The 16,236-nt window shown below is 71.5% G+C and carries 11 protein-coding genes; 5 read left to right on the top strand and 6 right to left on the bottom strand.

Annotation, left to right across the window (positions count from 1 at the left end; genetic code table 11):
* Positions 1-60 precede the first annotated feature (60 nt).
* Positions 61-2,127, top strand: coding sequence for an ATP-binding protein (locus CLV68_RS18370; protein WP_211346618.1), 2,067 nt, complete (start codon positions 61-63; stop codon positions 2,125-2,127).
* Between the two features lie 679 nt (positions 2,128-2,806).
* Here the strand turns inward: CLV68_RS18370 and CLV68_RS18365 are convergent.
* Both CLV68_RS18365 and paaI read right to left on the bottom strand, forming a co-directional pair.
* Positions 2,807-3,274 (bottom strand): nucleoside deaminase, encoded by a 468-nt coding sequence (locus tag CLV68_RS18365; RefSeq protein WP_121392055.1) that lies wholly within the window; start codon positions 3,272-3,274, stop codon positions 2,807-2,809.
* On the bottom strand, positions 3,271-3,636 hold the full coding sequence (gene paaI, locus CLV68_RS18360) for a hydroxyphenylacetyl-CoA thioesterase PaaI (protein WP_121392383.1): 366 nt from the start codon (positions 3,634-3,636) through the stop codon (positions 3,271-3,273). The genes CLV68_RS18365 and paaI overlap by 4 nt, the downstream gene beginning before the upstream one ends.
* A gap of 124 nt (positions 3,637-3,760) precedes the next feature.
* Here paaI and icmF point away from each other — a divergent pair, with 124 nt between their 5' ends.
* Positions 3,761-6,988 (top strand): fused isobutyryl-CoA mutase/GTPase IcmF, encoded by a 3,228-nt coding sequence (gene icmF, locus CLV68_RS18355; RefSeq protein WP_121392054.1) that lies wholly within the window; start codon positions 3,761-3,763, stop codon positions 6,986-6,988.
* Between the two features lie 75 nt (positions 6,989-7,063).
* Complete coding sequence (locus CLV68_RS18350) at positions 7,064-7,921, top strand: 3-hydroxybutyryl-CoA dehydrogenase (protein ID WP_121392053.1); 858 nt, start codon at positions 7,064-7,066, stop codon at positions 7,919-7,921.
* Positions 7,922-7,924: 3 nt separating this feature from the next.
* Here the strand turns inward: CLV68_RS18350 and CLV68_RS18345 are convergent, their stop codons facing one another.
* Entirely contained in the window at positions 7,925-8,482 is a 558-nt protein-coding gene (locus tag CLV68_RS18345; protein ID WP_121392052.1) for a cadmium resistance transporter, read from the bottom strand.
* A gap of 175 nt (positions 8,483-8,657) precedes the next feature.
* On the opposite strand from CLV68_RS18345, the gene CLV68_RS18340 reads away from it, so the two are divergent.
* Positions 8,658-10,043: a CoA transferase gene (locus CLV68_RS18340; RefSeq protein WP_121392051.1), complete on the top strand. Its 1,386-nt coding sequence runs from the start codon at positions 8,658-8,660 to the stop codon at positions 10,041-10,043.
* Positions 10,044-10,990: 947 nt separating this feature from the next.
* Positions 10,991-11,983: a beta-ketoacyl-ACP synthase 3 gene (locus tag CLV68_RS18335; protein ID WP_425454862.1), complete on the top strand. Its 993-nt coding sequence runs from the start codon at positions 10,991-10,993 to the stop codon at positions 11,981-11,983.
* A 393-nt stretch (positions 11,984-12,376) separates the two neighbouring features.
* Here the strand turns inward: CLV68_RS18335 and CLV68_RS18330 are convergent, their stop codons facing one another.
* The 3 genes from CLV68_RS18330 to CLV68_RS18320 form a co-directional block, all read right to left on the bottom strand.
* On the bottom strand, positions 12,377-13,720 hold the full coding sequence (locus tag CLV68_RS18330) for a GH1 family beta-glucosidase (RefSeq protein WP_121392049.1): 1,344 nt from the start codon (positions 13,718-13,720) through the stop codon (positions 12,377-12,379).
* 9 nt (positions 13,721-13,729) lie between these two features.
* Complete coding sequence (locus tag CLV68_RS18325; protein ID WP_246009951.1) at positions 13,730-14,869, bottom strand: MFS transporter; 1,140 nt, start codon at positions 14,867-14,869, stop codon at positions 13,730-13,732.
* Between the two features lie 108 nt (positions 14,870-14,977).
* Positions 14,978-16,183: a UDP-N-acetylglucosamine 2-epimerase gene (locus CLV68_RS18320; RefSeq protein WP_170224434.1), complete on the bottom strand. Its 1,206-nt coding sequence runs from the start codon at positions 16,181-16,183 to the stop codon at positions 14,978-14,980.
* Between the last annotated feature and the right edge of the window lie 53 nt (positions 16,184-16,236).

Here is a 16,236-nt window from a genome sequence, read left to right as displayed (position 1 = left end):
CGGTGTGGTCGATGGGATACGTGTGGGGGTCTCGGCGGGTCGGCTCGGGAGGCGCACGTGGTGGACGAGGCCGCGCGGCTCGCCGCGCTGCACGAGTACGGGGTGCTCGACGCGCCCGCCGACGACGAGTTGGCCGCGGTGGTCCGGGTCGCCGCGATGCTGGCCACGGTGCCGACCGCGACGCTGAACCTGTTCGACGAGAACCGGCAGTGCCAGCTCACCACGGTCGGGTTCGAGGGCGCCGACTCGCCGCGCTCGGCCGCGATGTGCGAGGTGGTGGTCACCACCGGCGTGCCCGTGCACGTCGCCGACGCCAGCACCGACGAGCGCTTCGCCGCGAACCCGTGGGTCACCGGGGAGCTGGCCAGGGTGCGCGGCTACGCCTCGGTCCCGCTGATCACCCCGGCCGGGCACGTGCTGGGCACGCTGTGCGCGTTCGACAGCGAGGCGCGGGCGTTCACCGACGAGCAGATCAGCGCGCTGGAGGACCTCGCCACCGTCGTGCTGTCGCTGTTCGAGCGGCGCAGGCAGGCCAGGGTCACCGCCGCGCTGGCGGAGGAGGCACAGCAGGCGCGGGCGCTGGCCGAGGACTACGCCAGGCAGCTGGAGGCGCGCGGGCAGCTCACCGACGCCGTGCACGAGTCGATCGACGTGGCCATCGTGGTGTGCGACGAGTTCGGTCGGCTGTCGATGTTCAACCGCGCCGCCCGCGAGTGGCACGGCATCGACCCGGACGCGGGGGTCGACGCCGCCGACTGGGCGGGCCGCTACAACCTGTACGACCGCGACGGCGTCACCCCGCTGCCGGTGCCGCAGATCCCGCTCTACCGGGCGCTGCACGAGGGTGAGGTCACCGGGCAGGAGATGGTGATCGCGCCCGTCGGCCGCCCGCCCGCGCGGGTCGTGTGCACCGGTCGGGCGCTGCGGCGGGCCGACGGGAGCCCGCTGGGCGCGGTCGTGGCGATGAGCGACGTGACCGTGGAACGGGCGCAGCGGCGCGAGCTGGCCGACCGGGAGCGGCTGCTGACGACGGTGCTCGACACGGCGCAGGACGCGTTCGTGGTCACCGATCCCGATGGGGTGGTCACCCGGTGGAACCCGGCGGCCGAGGCGATGTTCGGCTGGTCGTCGATCGAGGCGGGCGGGCGCAGGCTGGAGGAGTTGGTGTTCCCGCAGCGCGCCGACGGTGAGAGCCTGCTGGCCCGTGCCGCGCTGGGCAATACCAGGCTGGTGCGGGTGCCCGCGCGGCGTCGGGACGGGACGGCACTGCTGGTGGAGTTGAGCCTGGCGCCGTTCACCTGGCAGGGGGAGAAGCGCTTCCACGCCTTCCTGCGGGACGTGACCGAGCGTGAGGCGGCCCGGGAGCGGCTCGCGCTGGCCAACAGCGAACTGGCGGCGGCCAACGACGAACTCGACCGGTTCACCGCGATGGTCGCCCACGACCTGAAGAGCCCGCTGACCGCCATCACCGCCTACGCCGAGGTCTTCGCCGAACTCGGCGACCGCTCCCCGAGCGAGGTCAAGGCCGTCGCCGCCATCATCCGCTCCGCCACCCGGATGACCTCGATGATCGACGACCTGCTGGCCCACGCCAAGGCGTGCCACGAACCGCTCAGCCTGCACGCCGTCGACCTCGACACCCTCGTCGACGACCTCACCACCGAACTCCGCACCTCCCGCGGCGCCCACATCACCATCACCCACGACCACCTCCCCGCCGTCCCCGCCCAACCCACCTTCCTGCGCCAGGTGATGGCCAACCTCCTCGGCAACGCCGTCAAGTACGTAGCCCCCGACGTCGCCCCCCGAGTCCACATCACCGCCGAATCCACCGACGGCTGGGTCACGATCCGTACCACCGACAACGGGATCGGTATCGCGGAACAGGCCCGGGAGAAGGTCTTCGCTCTTTTCCACCGGGAGGACTCCGGGCTCGGGTACCAGGGGACCGGGATAGGGCTCAGTACATGCAAGCGCATCATCGAACGGCACGGTGGTCGCATTTGGATCGAGCCTGGGGCGGTGTCCGGGACTACGGTGTGCTTCACGATTCCTGCGCGTAGCAATACCGCGCCGCCTCAGCGTTCTGGGCCTGATCATCGCGCTACTAGCCATCGGCGGATGTGATCGGGTGGGGTGCTGTCCACAGTGGTGGGTGGTTGTCCACAGGGTGGCTGCTTGCTCGGTCCGGTTTGGTCGGCGCCTCCCGGTAGGCTGTATATCGGGGGCTGCTGTGGCGGGTTTGATCTTGAGCTGGGGGGTGTCCGGCTCTCGTGCTCGGCTGCGCCGTCAACGGTGGACGGCTCGCCTTCGGCATTGCGTGGGGGCGCGAGAAAGCGGAGAGCTCGATGGGGCGAACTGGTTTTGCGCGGGGCCCCTACGACACCCGGGCAGAACCACAAAGCAGGGGCCCAAGAGCAGGCCCTGCCACGGTGAGCGACGCTACGGGTGTCGTCCCCCCACGCAAAACAAGTCCGCCCCATCGAGCCGGCCTGGCACCAGCGGATCCGAGGAGCGCGGTTCGGCCAACGTTGTACAGGGGCGTGTTGGGGCCAACGCCTGCGAAGGGCACATTGAGGACCAACGCCTGTGTAGGGCACGTTGAGGGCTAATGCCTGTGTGGGGCGGTTGGGACCAATGCCTGTGTGGGCCGGATGCAGGCCAACGCCCGAGAAGGGTGCGTGGGGGCCAACGTCTGGGAGGGCCGGGTGGGGGCCGACGACTGAGAGGGCGGGTTGGGGGTAACGCCTGGGAGGGGTGGGTTGGGCCAACGTTGTCGTCGGCGGTCGGACGAGGTGTGTGGTGGTCAGTAGTCGGTGCGGTCGAGGCGGGTGGTCCAGGCGGTGAAGGGGGTTGACTCGGTGCCTGGGCGGAGTTGGTCGACCTTCAGCGGCCACGTGTCGCGGGGGCGGGCGAGGACGTCGTAGAACTCGCTGTCGGCGAAGCCTGCTTTGGCGGCGTCGTCGCGGTCGGCGGCGAAGACCACCCGGTCCAGGCGGGACCACAGGGACGCTGACAGGCACAGGGGGCAGGGTTCGCAGGAGGAGACCAGGGTGCAGCCGTGCAGGCGGAAGTCGCCGAGGGTTTGGCAGGCGGTGCGGATGGCCACCACTTCGGCGTGGGCCGTGGGGTCGAGGTCGGCGGTGACGCGGTTGACGCCGCGGGCGATGACCTCGGTGCCGCGGATGACGAGGGCGCCGAAGGGGCCGCCGCCGCGGGTGACGTTGGTGGTGGCCAGGTCGATGGCCTCGGCGAGCCAGTGCTCGACAGTCATCGCAGGGTCCTGCTCCTGCCGCGGAACTCGGCGACGACCTCGTCGGCCCTGGTGACGGTGACGTCGTAGATGCCGCTGCGGCCGTAGACGGTCCGCTCGGTGGCGGTGGCGACCAGGTCGTCACCCAAGTGGACGGCGGCGACGAAGGTGATGTCGGCCCCGGCGGCGACGGTGACCGGGCCGTGACTGTTGCACGCGCAGGCGAACGCGGTGTCGGCCAGCAGGAACACGTACCCGCCGTGGCCGATGCCGTGCCCGTTGACCATGGTCTCGGTGATCCGCATGGTCGCCGCCGCGCGACCGGGCCCGGCGTCGAGCAGCCGGATGCCCAGCGCGCTGGACGCCAGGTCGTCGGCCAGCATCCTGGTGACCGGTTCGGGTATCACCCGGCCATCCTACGGCCGTTAGTTCAGCCACACGGTACTTGCCCGTCCGAAAGTAGGACGTCAAACTAAATGGGTACGTCGCACCCCTCCTGGAGGACCCATGTCCGCCGAGCTGTACCGACCGGCCAACCCGGTCCGGTTCGTCACCGCGGCCAGCCTGTTCGACGGCCACGACGCGGCGATCAACATCATGCGCCGGATCCTGCAGTCCCAGGGCGCCGAGGTGATCCACCTCGGGCACAACCGCTCGGTCCGCGAGGTGGTCACCGCCGCCATCCAGGAGGACGCCCAGGGCGTGGCCATCAGCGCCTACCAGGGCGGGCACGTCGAGTACTTCAGCTACCTGGTGGAGTTGCTCGGCGAGAACGGCGCGGGCCACGTCAAGGTGTTCGGCGGCGGTGGCGGCGTCATCGTGCCCGAGGAGATCAAGCTGCTGCACTCGCGCGGGGTGGCCCGGATCTTCTCCCCGGAGGACGGCCAGCGGCTCGGCCTGGCCAGGATGATCAACTCGATGATCGAGGCGTGCGACTTCACCCCACCGGGTGACGTGACCCGCGACGCGCTGCTCGCCGGTGACCACGCCGCCCTGGCCAGGACGATCTCCCGGATCGAGGCGGGCACCCTGCCCGACGACGTCCGCGCCGCGCTCGACCCCACCGACCGGGCCGTGCCCGTGCTGGGCATCACCGGCACCGGCGGCTCCGGCAAGTCGTCGCTGACCGACGAGATCGTCCGCCGCCTGCGGCTCGACCAGCAGGACAAGCTGCGCGTCGCGGTCATCGCCGTCGACCCGACCCGCCGCCGCGGTGGTGGCGCCCTGCTCGGCGACCGGATCCGGATGAACTCGCTGGAGGGCGACCGGGTCTTCTTCCGCTCCCTGGCCACCCGCGGCGCGGGCTCCGAGGTCCCCGAGGGCCTGGCAGGCGCGATCGCCGCCGCCAAGGCCGCTGGCAACGACCTGGTCATCGTCGAGACCCCCGGCATCGGCCAGGGCGACGCCGCGATCGTGCCCTACGTCGACGTCTCGCTGTACGTGATGACGCCGGAGTTCGGCGCCGCCTCGCAGCTGGAGAAGATCGACATGCTCGACTTCGCCGACGTGGTCGCCATCAACAAGTTCGAGCGCCGCGGCGCCGAGGACGCCCGCCGCGACGTCGCCCGCCAGCTGGTGCGCAACCGGGAGGCGTTCGGCAAGTCCTGGGAGGACATGCCGGTCTACGGCACCAGCGCCGCCACCTTCAACGACGACGGCGTCACCGCGCTCTACCAGGAGCTGCGCAAGCTGTTGGCGGACAAGGGCGTCGCGTTCGCCGAGGGCGCGCTCCCGCTGGTCGAGGGCAAGGTGTCCACTTCGGCCGCGACGGTCGTGCCGCCGCAGCGCGCCCGCTACCTGTCCGACATCGCCGAGGCCGTCCGCGGGTACCACCGCAAGACCGACCAGCAGGTCGACGCCGTGCGCGCCCACTCCGCGCTCTCGTTCACGCGCAAGGCCCTCACCGAGGCGGGTGCGTCCACAGAGGACGTGGAGAAGCTCGCCGCCGACGCCGCCCGCAAGGTCGAGCGCGAGACCGAGGACCTGCTCGCCGACTGGCCGTCCACTGTGGAGCAGTACCGGGCCGAGGAGCTCGTGGTCAAGGTCCGCGACAAGGAGCTGCGCACCCAGCTGTGGCGCGAGACCCTGTCCGGCAACAAGGTCCCCCGGGTCGCGCTGCCCCGGTTCGACGACGACGCCTCGCTGATCCGGTTCCTGCGCCGGGAGAACCTGCCCGGCCGGTTCCCGTTCGCCGCGGGCGTGTTCCCGTTCAAGCGCGAGGGCGAGGACCCGGCCCGCATGTTCGCCGGTGAGGGCGACGCGTTCCGCACCAACCGCCGGTTCAAGCTGCTGTCGGAGGGCAACCCGGCCACCCGGCTGTCGACGGCGTTCGACTCGGTGACCCTCTACGGCCGCGACCCCGACACCCCGCCGGACGTCTACGGCAAGATCGGCACCTCCGGGGTGTCCATCGCCTCGCTGGAGGACATGAAGGTCCTCTACGACGGCTTCGACCTGACCGCGCCCACCACCTCGGTATCGATGACGATCAACGGCCCGGCGCCGACGATCCTGGCGTACTTCCTCAACACCGCCATCGACCAGCGGGTCGCCAAGTTCCTGGCGGACAACGGGAGGCAGCCCGACGACGCCGAGCGGGTCGAGCTGACCGCGTGGGCGCTGGCCAACGTGCGCGGCACGGTGCAGGCCGACATCCTCAAGGAGGACCAGGGCCAGAACACCTGCATCTTCTCCACCGAGTTCAGCCTGCGGATGATGGCCGACATCCAGGAGTGGTTCATCCGCAACAAGGTCCGCAACTTCTACTCGGTGTCCATCTCCGGCTACCACATCGCCGAGGCCGGGGCGAACCCCATCAGCCAACTGGCCTTCACCCTGGCCAACGGGTTCACCTACGTCGAGTCGTACCTCGCGCGCGGCATGGACATCAACGACTTCGCGCCGAACCTGTCGTTCTTCTTCTCCAACGGCATGGACGCCGAGTACTCGGTGATCGGCCGGGTCGCCCGCCGGATCTGGGCGGTGGCCATGCGGGAGCGCTACGGCGCCGCGGAGCGCTCGCAGAAGCTCAAGTACCACGTGCAGACCTCCGGGCGCTCGCTGCACGCCCAGGAGATGAACTTCAACGACATCCGCACCACGCTGCAAGCCCTGTGCGCGCTCTACGACAACGCGAACTCGTTGCACACCAACGCCTTCGACGAGGCGATCACCACGCCGACCGAGTCATCGGTGCGCCGCGCGATGGCGATCCAGCTCATCATCAACAAGGAGTGGGGCCTGTCGATGAACGAGAACCCGCTGCAGGGTTCCTTCGTCATCGACGAGCTGACCGACCTGGTCGAGGAGGCCGTGCTCACCGAGTTCGACCGCATCTCCGATCGCGGCGGCGTCCTGGGCGCCATGGAGACCGGCTACCAGCGCGGCCGCATCCAGGACGAGTCGATGCTCTACGAGCACCGCAAGCACGACGGCACCCTCCCGCTGGTCGGCGTCAACACCTTCTTGCCAGCCAAGGGCGAGGAGGACGAGGTCGTGGAGATCGAACTGGCCCGCGCCACCGAGGACGAGAAGCGCGCCCAGGTCGACCGCACCCGCGACTTCCAGCAGCGCCACCGCGACGAGGCCACCGCGGCGCTGGTGCGGTTGCGCGAGGTCGCCGCGTCCGACGAGAACGTCTTCGACGTGCTGATGGCCGCGGCCAGGGTCTGCACGCTGGGTCAGATCACCGAGGCGTTCTTCGAGGTCGGTGGGCAGTACCGGCGCAATGTGTGATGCTGGCCGGGTTTGGCGGTACTGGGTGCCGGTGTGTCGAGTGGAGATGGCGTGTCGAGTGGAGATGAGGTCGCGGTGAGCGGGATCAGCCGGGTCGGGGTCGTCGGGGCGGGTCTGATGGGCTCGGGCATCGCCGAGGTGTGCGCGCGGGCGGGCCTGGACGTCGTGGTGGCCGAGGTCAGCGCGGGCGCCCTGGAGTCGGGCCGCAAGCGGGTCGAGGCGTCGCTGGCGCGCGGGGTGCGCAACGGCAAGCTGGCCGAGGACGAGCGCGACGCCGCGCTGGGCAGGCTCCGGTTCACCACCGACCTCGGCGAGTTCGCCGACCGCCAGGTGACCATCGAGGCCGTCGCCGAGAACGAGCAGGTCAAGACCGAGGTCTTCACCACCCTCGACAAGGTCGTCGAGGACCCCGACGCCATCCTGGCGTCCAACACCTCGTCCATCCCGATCATGAAGCTGGGCATGGCGACGGCCAGGCCGCACGCGGTCATCGGGGTGCACTTCTTCAACCCGGTCCCGGTGCTCAAGCTGGTCGAACTCGTGCCGTCCCTGCTGACCGCCGACGACACCCGCGACCGCGCCAAGACCTTCGTCGAGGACGCGCTGGGCAAGCAGGTCGTGCTGTCGCAGGACCGGGCCGGGTTCGTGGTCAACGCCCTGCTCATCCCGTACCTGCTCTCCGCCATCCGGATGATGGAATCCGGCTTCGCCTCCGCCGAGGACATCGACAACGGCATGGTCCTGGGCTGCGCCCACCCCATGGGCCCGCTCCGGCTGACCGACCTCATCGGCCTCGACACCACCAAGGCCATCGCCGACTCCCTGTACGCCGAGTTCAAGGAACAGCTCTACTCCGCCCCGCCCCTGCTCCTGCGCATGGTCGACGCGGGCCTGCTCGGCAAGAAGAGCGGCCGAGGCTTTTACCAGTACTGAGGGCTAGATGCCGAGGAGGATGAGCACGCCGATTCCGATGAGGACCACGGGCAGCAGCACGTGGCCCCATCGGGTCAGGGTGCGTGCCACGACCGGCCTACTGGCGACGAACAGTCCTGCGGCGCACCACGCGGCCACCAAGACCAGGAACACGGCGGCGTAGGCCACTGTGTCCGACGGGCCGCTCGCGGCGAACACGGGCGCGTAGACCCCCACGTTGTCCCCGCCGTTGGCCAGTGTCACCCCTGCGACGGCGAGCGCCCCCGGCGACGTCCGCACGGAAGGCTCGTCGTCGTTGTTCTTCCAGGCCGACCACGCCGCCCGCAGTCCCAGGCCGAGCGGGAGCAGTCCGAGCAGCGGGATCAGGTGGTCCGGCAGCAGACCGGCGCCGAGCCCGGCCGCGACCGAGGCCGCCAGGATCGCGGCGAAGCCCAGGTACTGGCCCACGACCACCGCCGACCGGCGACCACCCCGGCCGAAGAACAGCGCCAGCAGCACGATGTCGTCGACGTTGGTGACCGCGAACATCAGCACCGCCCGGCCGACGAGAGCCAGGTCCATGCGCCGCATCCTGTCAGGTCGACCACGGGTGGTGACTATGCAACTCGGATGTCACACGTTCAGGTGGAGAACCGGGTCTCATCTCGCGGGTCCGGTGCGTGGCTGGGGAAGGTGGTTGCCGATCTCGGGGCCGTCTCCCGGGGTTCCCCAGCGCAGGAGTGAGGTGAGGGCGAGGGTGACCTCCGCCTTGTGCGACGGCACGTCCTGGGCCGGTCCGGTCGACCTGCCGCTGGCCGGGGAGATCGACGTGCAGGCCGCGTGCGGGCTGATGCACGTCAACGGTCGGCGCTTCGGTGAGCCGCGGCGGTTGGACCTCAACTACACCTGCCTGCTGGCCACCGAGTTGGGCGAGACCGGTGCCGCCGCGGTCGGGTTGGCCAGGGTGCGCGGGATCGAGGTCCGGGAGGTGAGCACGTCGGCGGCGCAGGCCGCGCTGCTGGCGGTGTCGCAGTACCTCGCCTCGGCGACCGCCGACACCCCGGAGGACATCCCCGGACCTGGCGGCGCGCCGCTGGTGTCGGTCGAGGGCATCGGCTACGAGGTGGCCGCGGTCGACGCGGCGGTGTGGCGGCGGTTCTGGGACGCCATGGGCGCGGGCGGGGACGCGGTCGCCGCCGGGTGGCCCGTGTTCCACCGCCGCGAGCACACGGCCACCTGCCCGCTGCCCGCCGAACTCACCCTGCTCGCCGCCAGGACCGCCATCGACCGCGCCGAGCACTGCGCGCGCAGCACCGGGATGGGCCTGGTCCGGGTCGCGCACCGCCCGATCGACGACCTCGCCCCCTACGCCGCGCACCCGCTCGGCGGCCCGGCCACCGACCTCAGGAAGGTGCCGGGACCGCTGCCGCTGTCCGGGCTGCGCGTGGTCGAGTGCTGCCGCCGCGACCACGGCGCCATGGCCGGGCACCTGCTCGGCTTCCTCGGCGCGACGGTCGTGCGCGTCGAGCCGCCCGCCGAGCACCCACCCGGCGGCGTCCCCCTGGTCGGCGGCGTCCCGGCGCGCGAGCACGCGCTGAACCGCGGCAAGCGGGTCGTGGTCGCCGACGCCACCACCCCGGCAGGCCGCGCCGCGATCGGGCACCTGGTGGCCGACGCCGACGTGTTCACCCACGACTGGCCACCCGGCCGCGCCGAGGCGTGGGCACTCGACGCCGACGCGCTGGCAGGCGTGCGGCCGGGCCTGGTGCACGCGCACGCCACCGACTGGGGCTCCGCGCTCGGCCCGTGGCCACCGCACGGCAGCGACCCGGTGGTGCAGGCACACGCGGGCGTACCGCCGACGCTGATGACCGTGGTGGCCGTGTTCGCCGGGGTGGTGCTCACCCGCGCGATCACCACCGCCCTGGTCCGCCGGGTCGAACACCGCACCGGCCGCCGCGTCGAGTCGTCACTGCTCGCCGCCGCGGCCAGGCTCAACGCCCGCCGGGGCGCCTGCGCCACCCCGCTGTCGGTCCCGGTCTGCACCGACCTGGCCGCCCTGGGCACCGACCCGCGCTTCGCCAAGGCCCTGACCCGCGACGGCTGCGTGGTGCCCACCAGCCCGTGGGCATTCCACCCGTGAGCCTTGTCGACCGGTTCACGGGTGGATTGTGTCGTCGTCGGCCGTGGGTGCTCCGGCGTGGGTGGTCGCCTGTGCCAGGGTGGCGAGATGGGGTGGTGGCTTGTGCCGTGGCGGTGAGTTGGATTGGACTCACAGTTCGCCAAGGTACTGACGTGTGGTGGGTACGGGGTGCCTGCCTGTCCGTGGGTGTGTCGCCGGTGAGCAGGCTCGCGGCTGGATCGTGCCGATGTCAGTCGCGGTCTGGTTCGGGGAAGTCGGGTGGCTGTCTGTGTCGCAGCGGTGAGGCCGGTGTCGCGGGTGGCTGAGGTGCTGACGAGTGGTGGGTGTGTGGTGCGGGCCAGGCTGTGAGCGACCGGCCCGCGGCTGGGCCTTGGCGGCATCGGCTGTGGGCGGTCTGACTTGGGGATGTGAGTGTGGATCTGCCCGTGTCGTGGCAACGAGACGGGCTGGTGTCGCGGAACGCCGAGGCACTGGCGCGTGGTGGGGTGCCGCGCCCGTGAGCCTTGTCGATCGGCTTGCGGCTGGATCGACGTCGCCTGCGGTCTGGCCCGGGATTCGGGTCCGCCTGTGTCGTGGCGGCGGGATGGGCTGGTACCACGGTTCTCCAAGGCACTGACGCGGGGATGGGTTTGTGGTGCCTGCCAGGCCGTGGGGGAGTTGTTCTGGGGCGGCGGCTTCGGCTATCGCCTGCTGGGCGTCGGTGTTGGTGGTCGAGTCGTTGTCGTGGTGGTTGGGTGGGCACTGCGGCGGTGTGTGAGCGGTGTTGTGGCGGGGTCACCCGAATGGCGGTGGCCGGTGTCCACACGCGACACGGTTGCCGGTGTTGGCTACCGGTGAGTGCTACCGGGCGGTTCGGGCGGGTCGGAAGTCGCTGGCACATAACACCTTTGGTGAGAAATCCATCACAGGCCAAGCGCTACCCGGTGGTAGTTGACCACAGTGTGCCGGTGACAGTCATCGGTTTGCGCCAGCGCCAGGGAGCGGTCGGTGCCCGGCTGGTCGGGCTCGGGTCGTACCGGCCGAGCACCGCCGTGGGCAGCGCGGAGATCGCCGCCCGGTTCGGCCGCACCGGCGAGTGGATCCGGGAGCGGACCGGCATCGTGTCCCGGCGCGTGGTCAGGGGCGAGGGCCTGGAGACCATGGCCGTCACCGCGGGGACGAGAGCGCTGACCCAGGCGGGTATGCACGCCGGCGAGGTCGACCTCGTGATCGTCGCGACGTGCAGTGTGGAGAGCCCCGTGCCGGTGCGCGCGGCCACCGTCGCCAAGGCGCTCGGCTCGGCCACCGCGGCCGCCTTCGACCTCAACGCCGCCTGCTCGGGCTTCTGCTACGCGCTCGCCGTGGCCGCCGACGCCGTGCGGGCCGGGTCCGCCAGCCGGGTGCTGGTGGTCGGCACCGAGACCATGTCCACCTGGGTCGACCCGACCGACCTGGGCACCTCGATCATCTTCGCCGACGGCGCGGGGGCCGCCGTGGTCGCCGCCGCCGACGAACCGGGCATCGGCCCGATCGTGTGGGGCAGCGACGGCGCCGAGGCCAACGCCGAACTGATCGAGATCCCGCGCGGCGGCCGGATGCGGATGCAGGGCCAGGCGGTGTTCCGCTGGGCCACCACCGAGATCCACCCGGTCGCCAGGCTCGCCTGCGAACGCGCGGGCATCACCCCGGCCGACCTGGCCGCGATCGTGCCGCACCAGGCCAACCTGCGCATCATCGAGGCCATCGCCCGCAAGCTCGACGCCCCCAACGCGGTCATCGCCAGGGACGTCGTCGACTCCGGCAACACCTCGGCCGCCTCCATCCCGATGGCCATGGAGCGCCTGGTCGCCGAGGGCCAGGTCGCCCCGGGTGGCCTGGCCCTGCTGGTCGGCTTCGGCGCCGGACTGACCTACGCCGCCCAGGTGGTGCGGATGCCCGCCCTGGTACCGGCCCAGGTCTAGAGCCGATACCGGGCGGTCCCGGTCCGACTGGGTGTTGACGGCCCGCGCTCGTGTCAACGCGGCCCAGGTCTAGAGCCGACACTGGGCGGTCCCGGTTCGACTGGGTGTTGACGGCCCGCGCTCGTGTCAACGCGGCCCAGGTCTAGAGCCGACACTGGGCGGTCCCGGTTCGACTGGGTGTTGACGGCCCGCGCTCGTGTCAACGCGGCCCAGGTCTAGAGCCGACACTGGGCGGTCCCGGTTCGACTGGGTGTTGACGGCCCGCGCTCGTGTCAACGCGGCCCAGGTCGGCTAGAGCTGGTGTTGCTGGGCGCAGTTCGGCTGAGTTGACGTGCGCTGCTGGCCGAGGTGACGGGTTGCGCGCTGCTGGTGCGCGGGTGAGCTGCGCCCAGGTCAGCTGACCACCTGCTTGTACCAGTGGTAGGAGTCCTTCGGGGTGCGGCGCTGGGTGGCGTAGTCGACGTGGATGAGGCCGAAGCGTTCCCGGTAGCCCGCTGCCCACTCGAAGTTGTCCGTCGCCGACCACGCGAAGTACCCGCGCACGTCCGCGCCCGCCGCCCGGGCCTGCGCCAGTGACCGCAGGTGCTCGTCGTGGTAGGCGATGCGCTGGGGGTCGGGCACGCGGCCGTCGACCGGGTCGGGGTCGTGGTAGGAGCAGCCGCTCTCGGTGATGTAGATCGGGGGGAGCGCGTCGCCGTAGCGGGCGACGAAGGTGGCGATGGTCTCGCGCAGGCCATCGGGCACCACGGGCCAGCCGAAGTCGGTGACGGGGTAGCCGGTGATCGGGCGGGGCGCGAACGGCAGTCCCGGCGGGAGCATCGCGCCCTCGACCTCGACGGTGTCCGATGTGGACTCACCGACCAGGGTGGGCTGGTAGTAGTTGATGCCGTAGAAGTCGAGCGGCTCGGAGATGACCTTGAGGTCCTCGACAACCGGGCCCGGCATGGCGGCGGCGAGTTCGGGGGCGGGGTAGGCGCCGCGCAGGACCGGGTCGGCGAACAGGTGGTTCACCAGCGTGTCGTAGGTCTGGGCGGCGGTCGTGTCCTGCTCCGCGGTGGACGCGGGCCAGACCGGGCCGTGGTTGTTGGCGATGCCGATGCCCGTGGCGCCCGCCGCCCGCAGTGCCTGGACCGCGCGGCCGTGGCCGAGCAGCAGGTGGTGCACGACGGGGAGCGCGCCGAAGCCGAGGGACCTGCCGGGGGCGTGGTGGCCGAGCGCGTACCCGAACATGGTGACGACCACCGGCTCGTTGAGCGGCATCCACAGCCTGACGCGGTCCTTGAGGCGGTCGGCGACCACGGCGGCGTACTCGGCGAACCGCTCGGTGGTGTCGCGGTTGAGCCAGCCGCCCGCGTCCTCGACGGTCTGCGGGGTGTCCCAGTGGAAGAGGGTGACGGCGGGGGCGATCCCCGCTTGGACGAGCTCGTCGACCAGGCGGTCGTAGAAGTCCAGGCCGCGCGGGTTCGGCCTGCCCTCGGGCAGCACCCTGGACCAGGACACCGAGAACCGGTAGGCGCCGACGCCGAGGTCGCGCAACAGTGCGATGTCCTCGCGATAGCGGTGGTAGTGGTCGGTGGCGATCGCACCGGTGTCACCGTCGCGGATCTTCCCCGGTTCGGCGCAGAACGTGTCCCACACCGACGGCGCCCGCCCTTCCTCGTCGACAGCGCCCTCGACCTGGTAGGCCGCCGACGCGACCCCCCACAGGAAGTCGGCGGGCAACCCTGGGAACGGCATGCGTCCTCCTCAGCGGACAGTCTTGATCCGGAACACCAGCACCGAGCCCGCAACGCCAACCACGGCGGCCACCATGTAGAGCACCGGATACCCGCCTAGCGCAACGAGCGGTGCGGCGACCACCGGCGCGAGCACCTGCGGCAGCGTGTTCGCAACGTTGATCACCCCGAGATCCTTCCCCCGGTCGGCCGCGGTCGGCAACACCTCGGTGACCAACGCGAAGTCGACCGAGGTGTAGGCGCCGAACCCGACCCCGAGCACGACGGCGGCGGTGATCGCCCCGGTCCAGGTCGACCACGCGGCCAGCAGCACGGCGGCCGCGGCCATGATCAGCCCGGCCGCGCAGACGAACACCCGCCGCCTGCCGACCCGGTCGGACAGCGCCCCGCCCGCGACGACGGTGCTGAGCAGGGCGACGGCGTAGACCGCGGTCAGCAGGAAGACGCCCCCGTCGGGGTCGGCGACCCGGACCTCGTCCTTGAGGTAGTGGAGGAGGTAGAGCAGGGCGATCGCGTTGCCGAGGTTGATGAGGAACCGCGTCACCCACGCCCACCGGAAGTCCGGTGTCTTCTCGGCCTTTGTGGACTGTCTACTGGGGACCTCCTCCTTGGCGAGGATCATGAACGGGACCACCCCGATGGCAACCGCGGCCGCACACGTGAGATATCCACTGAGGACTGTCCCGCCGACCAGCGCCAGCCCCGTGCCCGCCATGATCCCGACCGTCTGCGCCAACCCGAACCACCCGCCGACCGTCCCCCGCCGGTTCTCCGGCACCTGGTCCGGGATCACCGCGCTCAACGCCGCGAACGGCGCGTTCAACGCCACCTGGACCCCCACCCACCCCGCGACCACCCCCACCGTGGTCGTCGCCGTTCCCAGCAGCACCAACCCACCCGCCCCCGCCACCGCGCCGCCGAGCACCCACGGCAACCTCCGGCCGGACCGGTCCGACAACGCCCCCCACACCGGGTTGGCCACCATCGACCCCACCGCCCCGACCGCGGCCACCAACGCCAACACCCCCTCCTTCCCAGCCCCGCCAACCCCCTCCGCCTGCCTGGCCAGCAGAACCTGCAACGGCCCGTACCACCCCACGAACACCGCCGCCGTGGCGAACCCGAACGCCACCAACCACCCACGCCCCACCGTCAGCCCCTTCCGCGAAGGACCCGGCATTCCTGCCGCCCGCGTCGAGTCCCGCCCGGCCGTTCGCGGGAACAGGAAGCTAGAGCGAGGGGCGCGCCGGGGCAAGGGCTAGCGCGGGGCGAAGTCGGTGGGGCGGTCGCGCAGGCCCAGGAGCCAGTGGATGGCCTGTTCGGCGCGGATGGCGGCGAAGCCGTCGCCGAAGGGGTTGTCGGTGGGGGAGGCGGCGAGGCGCTCCACGTGGGTGAGGACGAGTTTCTCGGTGATGCGGGCGATGACGGCGCGGTCGCCGCCCGCGGTCCACGGGTGGCCGGGGGCGGCGGGTTCGGTCCAGGCGCCGGGTTCGCCGCCGAGGAGCAGGACGGGGACGCCGAAGCTGGGGGACTGCTCGGCCGGGGTCGAGGTGTCGGTGACGACGACGGCGGCGACCGAGAGCAGGCAGACCAGTTCCGGCTGGGGGAGCGGGTCGGTGATCGTCACCCGGACCAGGCGGCCGAGCATGTCGTAGGCGAGGTGGCGCAGGGGACCGCGCGCGATCGGCAGCACGACCTCCAGGTCCGGGCACGCCAGCACCAGGTCCGCGATCCCGTGCAGCACCGCCGCGGCCGACTCGTCCGGCCACCGCGCGGCGTCGAGCACCACCAGCGCCAGCCGCACCTCTCCGGCCACCACCGCGTTCTCCACCGCCTGCACGCGTGCGTCGAGGTGCCGCACGTACCGGTCCAACGCGTCGAACCCCGCGTCCACCGCGGTGCTTCCGACCGTCACGACCTTAGGACCGCCGTGGCACTCCTGCGCGAGATTGACGGCAGCGTCCGGCGTCGCAGTCAGGTGCAACGACGCCACTTGGGCGATCAGCCGACGGTGCCCCTCTTGCGGGAACGGCGCTGTTAGGTCGAACGACCGCACCCCGGCGTCCAAGTGCACCACCGGGACCTGTCTCCAGAACGCGGCCATCGCGGCGCTGAACGCGGTCGCCGAATCGCCCTGCACCACCACCGCGGCGGGCGGGCGGTCCGCGAACGCGTGGTCGAGCCCGGTCAGCAGCTGCGCCGCGACCCGGGGCGTGCACTGCCCGTCCCGGACCAACTCGACCAGCACGTCGGTCGCCAACCCGAACCCGGACAGCACTTCCGTCGCCGCCCGCGCGCCGTCACCGCACGCCAGCACCACGGGTCGGACCAGCTTGCGGGCCCGCATCGCCGCCGCGACCGGCGCCAACCGCACCGCGGCCGCCGCGTCCCCGGCCACCAGGCACACCTCGGGAACGCGTCCCCCCGGCGTCGGCGCGGGCAGCGGCACGAGCGTGTTCGGCACGGGGCGGCCCCTTCCGGTGTTCGGTGGACACCCCCGGCCGCGTCCCCGTCTCC

It is taken from the genome of Actinokineospora cianjurensis (genome assembly GCF_003663795.1).
Taxonomy (GTDB): Bacteria; Actinomycetota; Actinomycetes; order Mycobacteriales; family Pseudonocardiaceae; genus Actinokineospora; species Actinokineospora terrae.
The sequence above is the reverse complement of the archived record's forward strand: the minus strand, read 5'-3'. Positions and strand labels throughout refer to the sequence as shown.

What these genes read in the sequence shown, in the direction of transcription:
- CLV68_RS18330 (WP_121392049.1), bottom strand. Translation starts at nt 13,720, where the DNA reads ATGCCGTTCCCAGGGTTGCCCGCCGACTTCCTGTGGGGGGTCGCGTCG.
- CLV68_RS18345 (WP_121392052.1), bottom strand. Translation starts at nt 8,482, where the DNA reads ATGGACCTGGCTCTCGTCGGCCGGGCGGTGCTGATGTTCGCGGTCACC.
- CLV68_RS18365 (WP_121392055.1), bottom strand. Translation starts at nt 3,274, where the DNA reads ATGACTGTCGAGCACTGGCTCGCCGAGGCCATCGACCTGGCCACCACC.
- paaI (WP_121392383.1), bottom strand. Translation starts at nt 3,636, where the DNA reads ATGCTGGCCGACGACCTGGCGTCCAGCGCGCTGGGCATCCGGCTGCTC.
- icmF (WP_121392054.1), top strand. Translation starts at nt 3,761, where the DNA reads ATGTCCGCCGAGCTGTACCGACCGGCCAACCCGGTCCGGTTCGTCACC.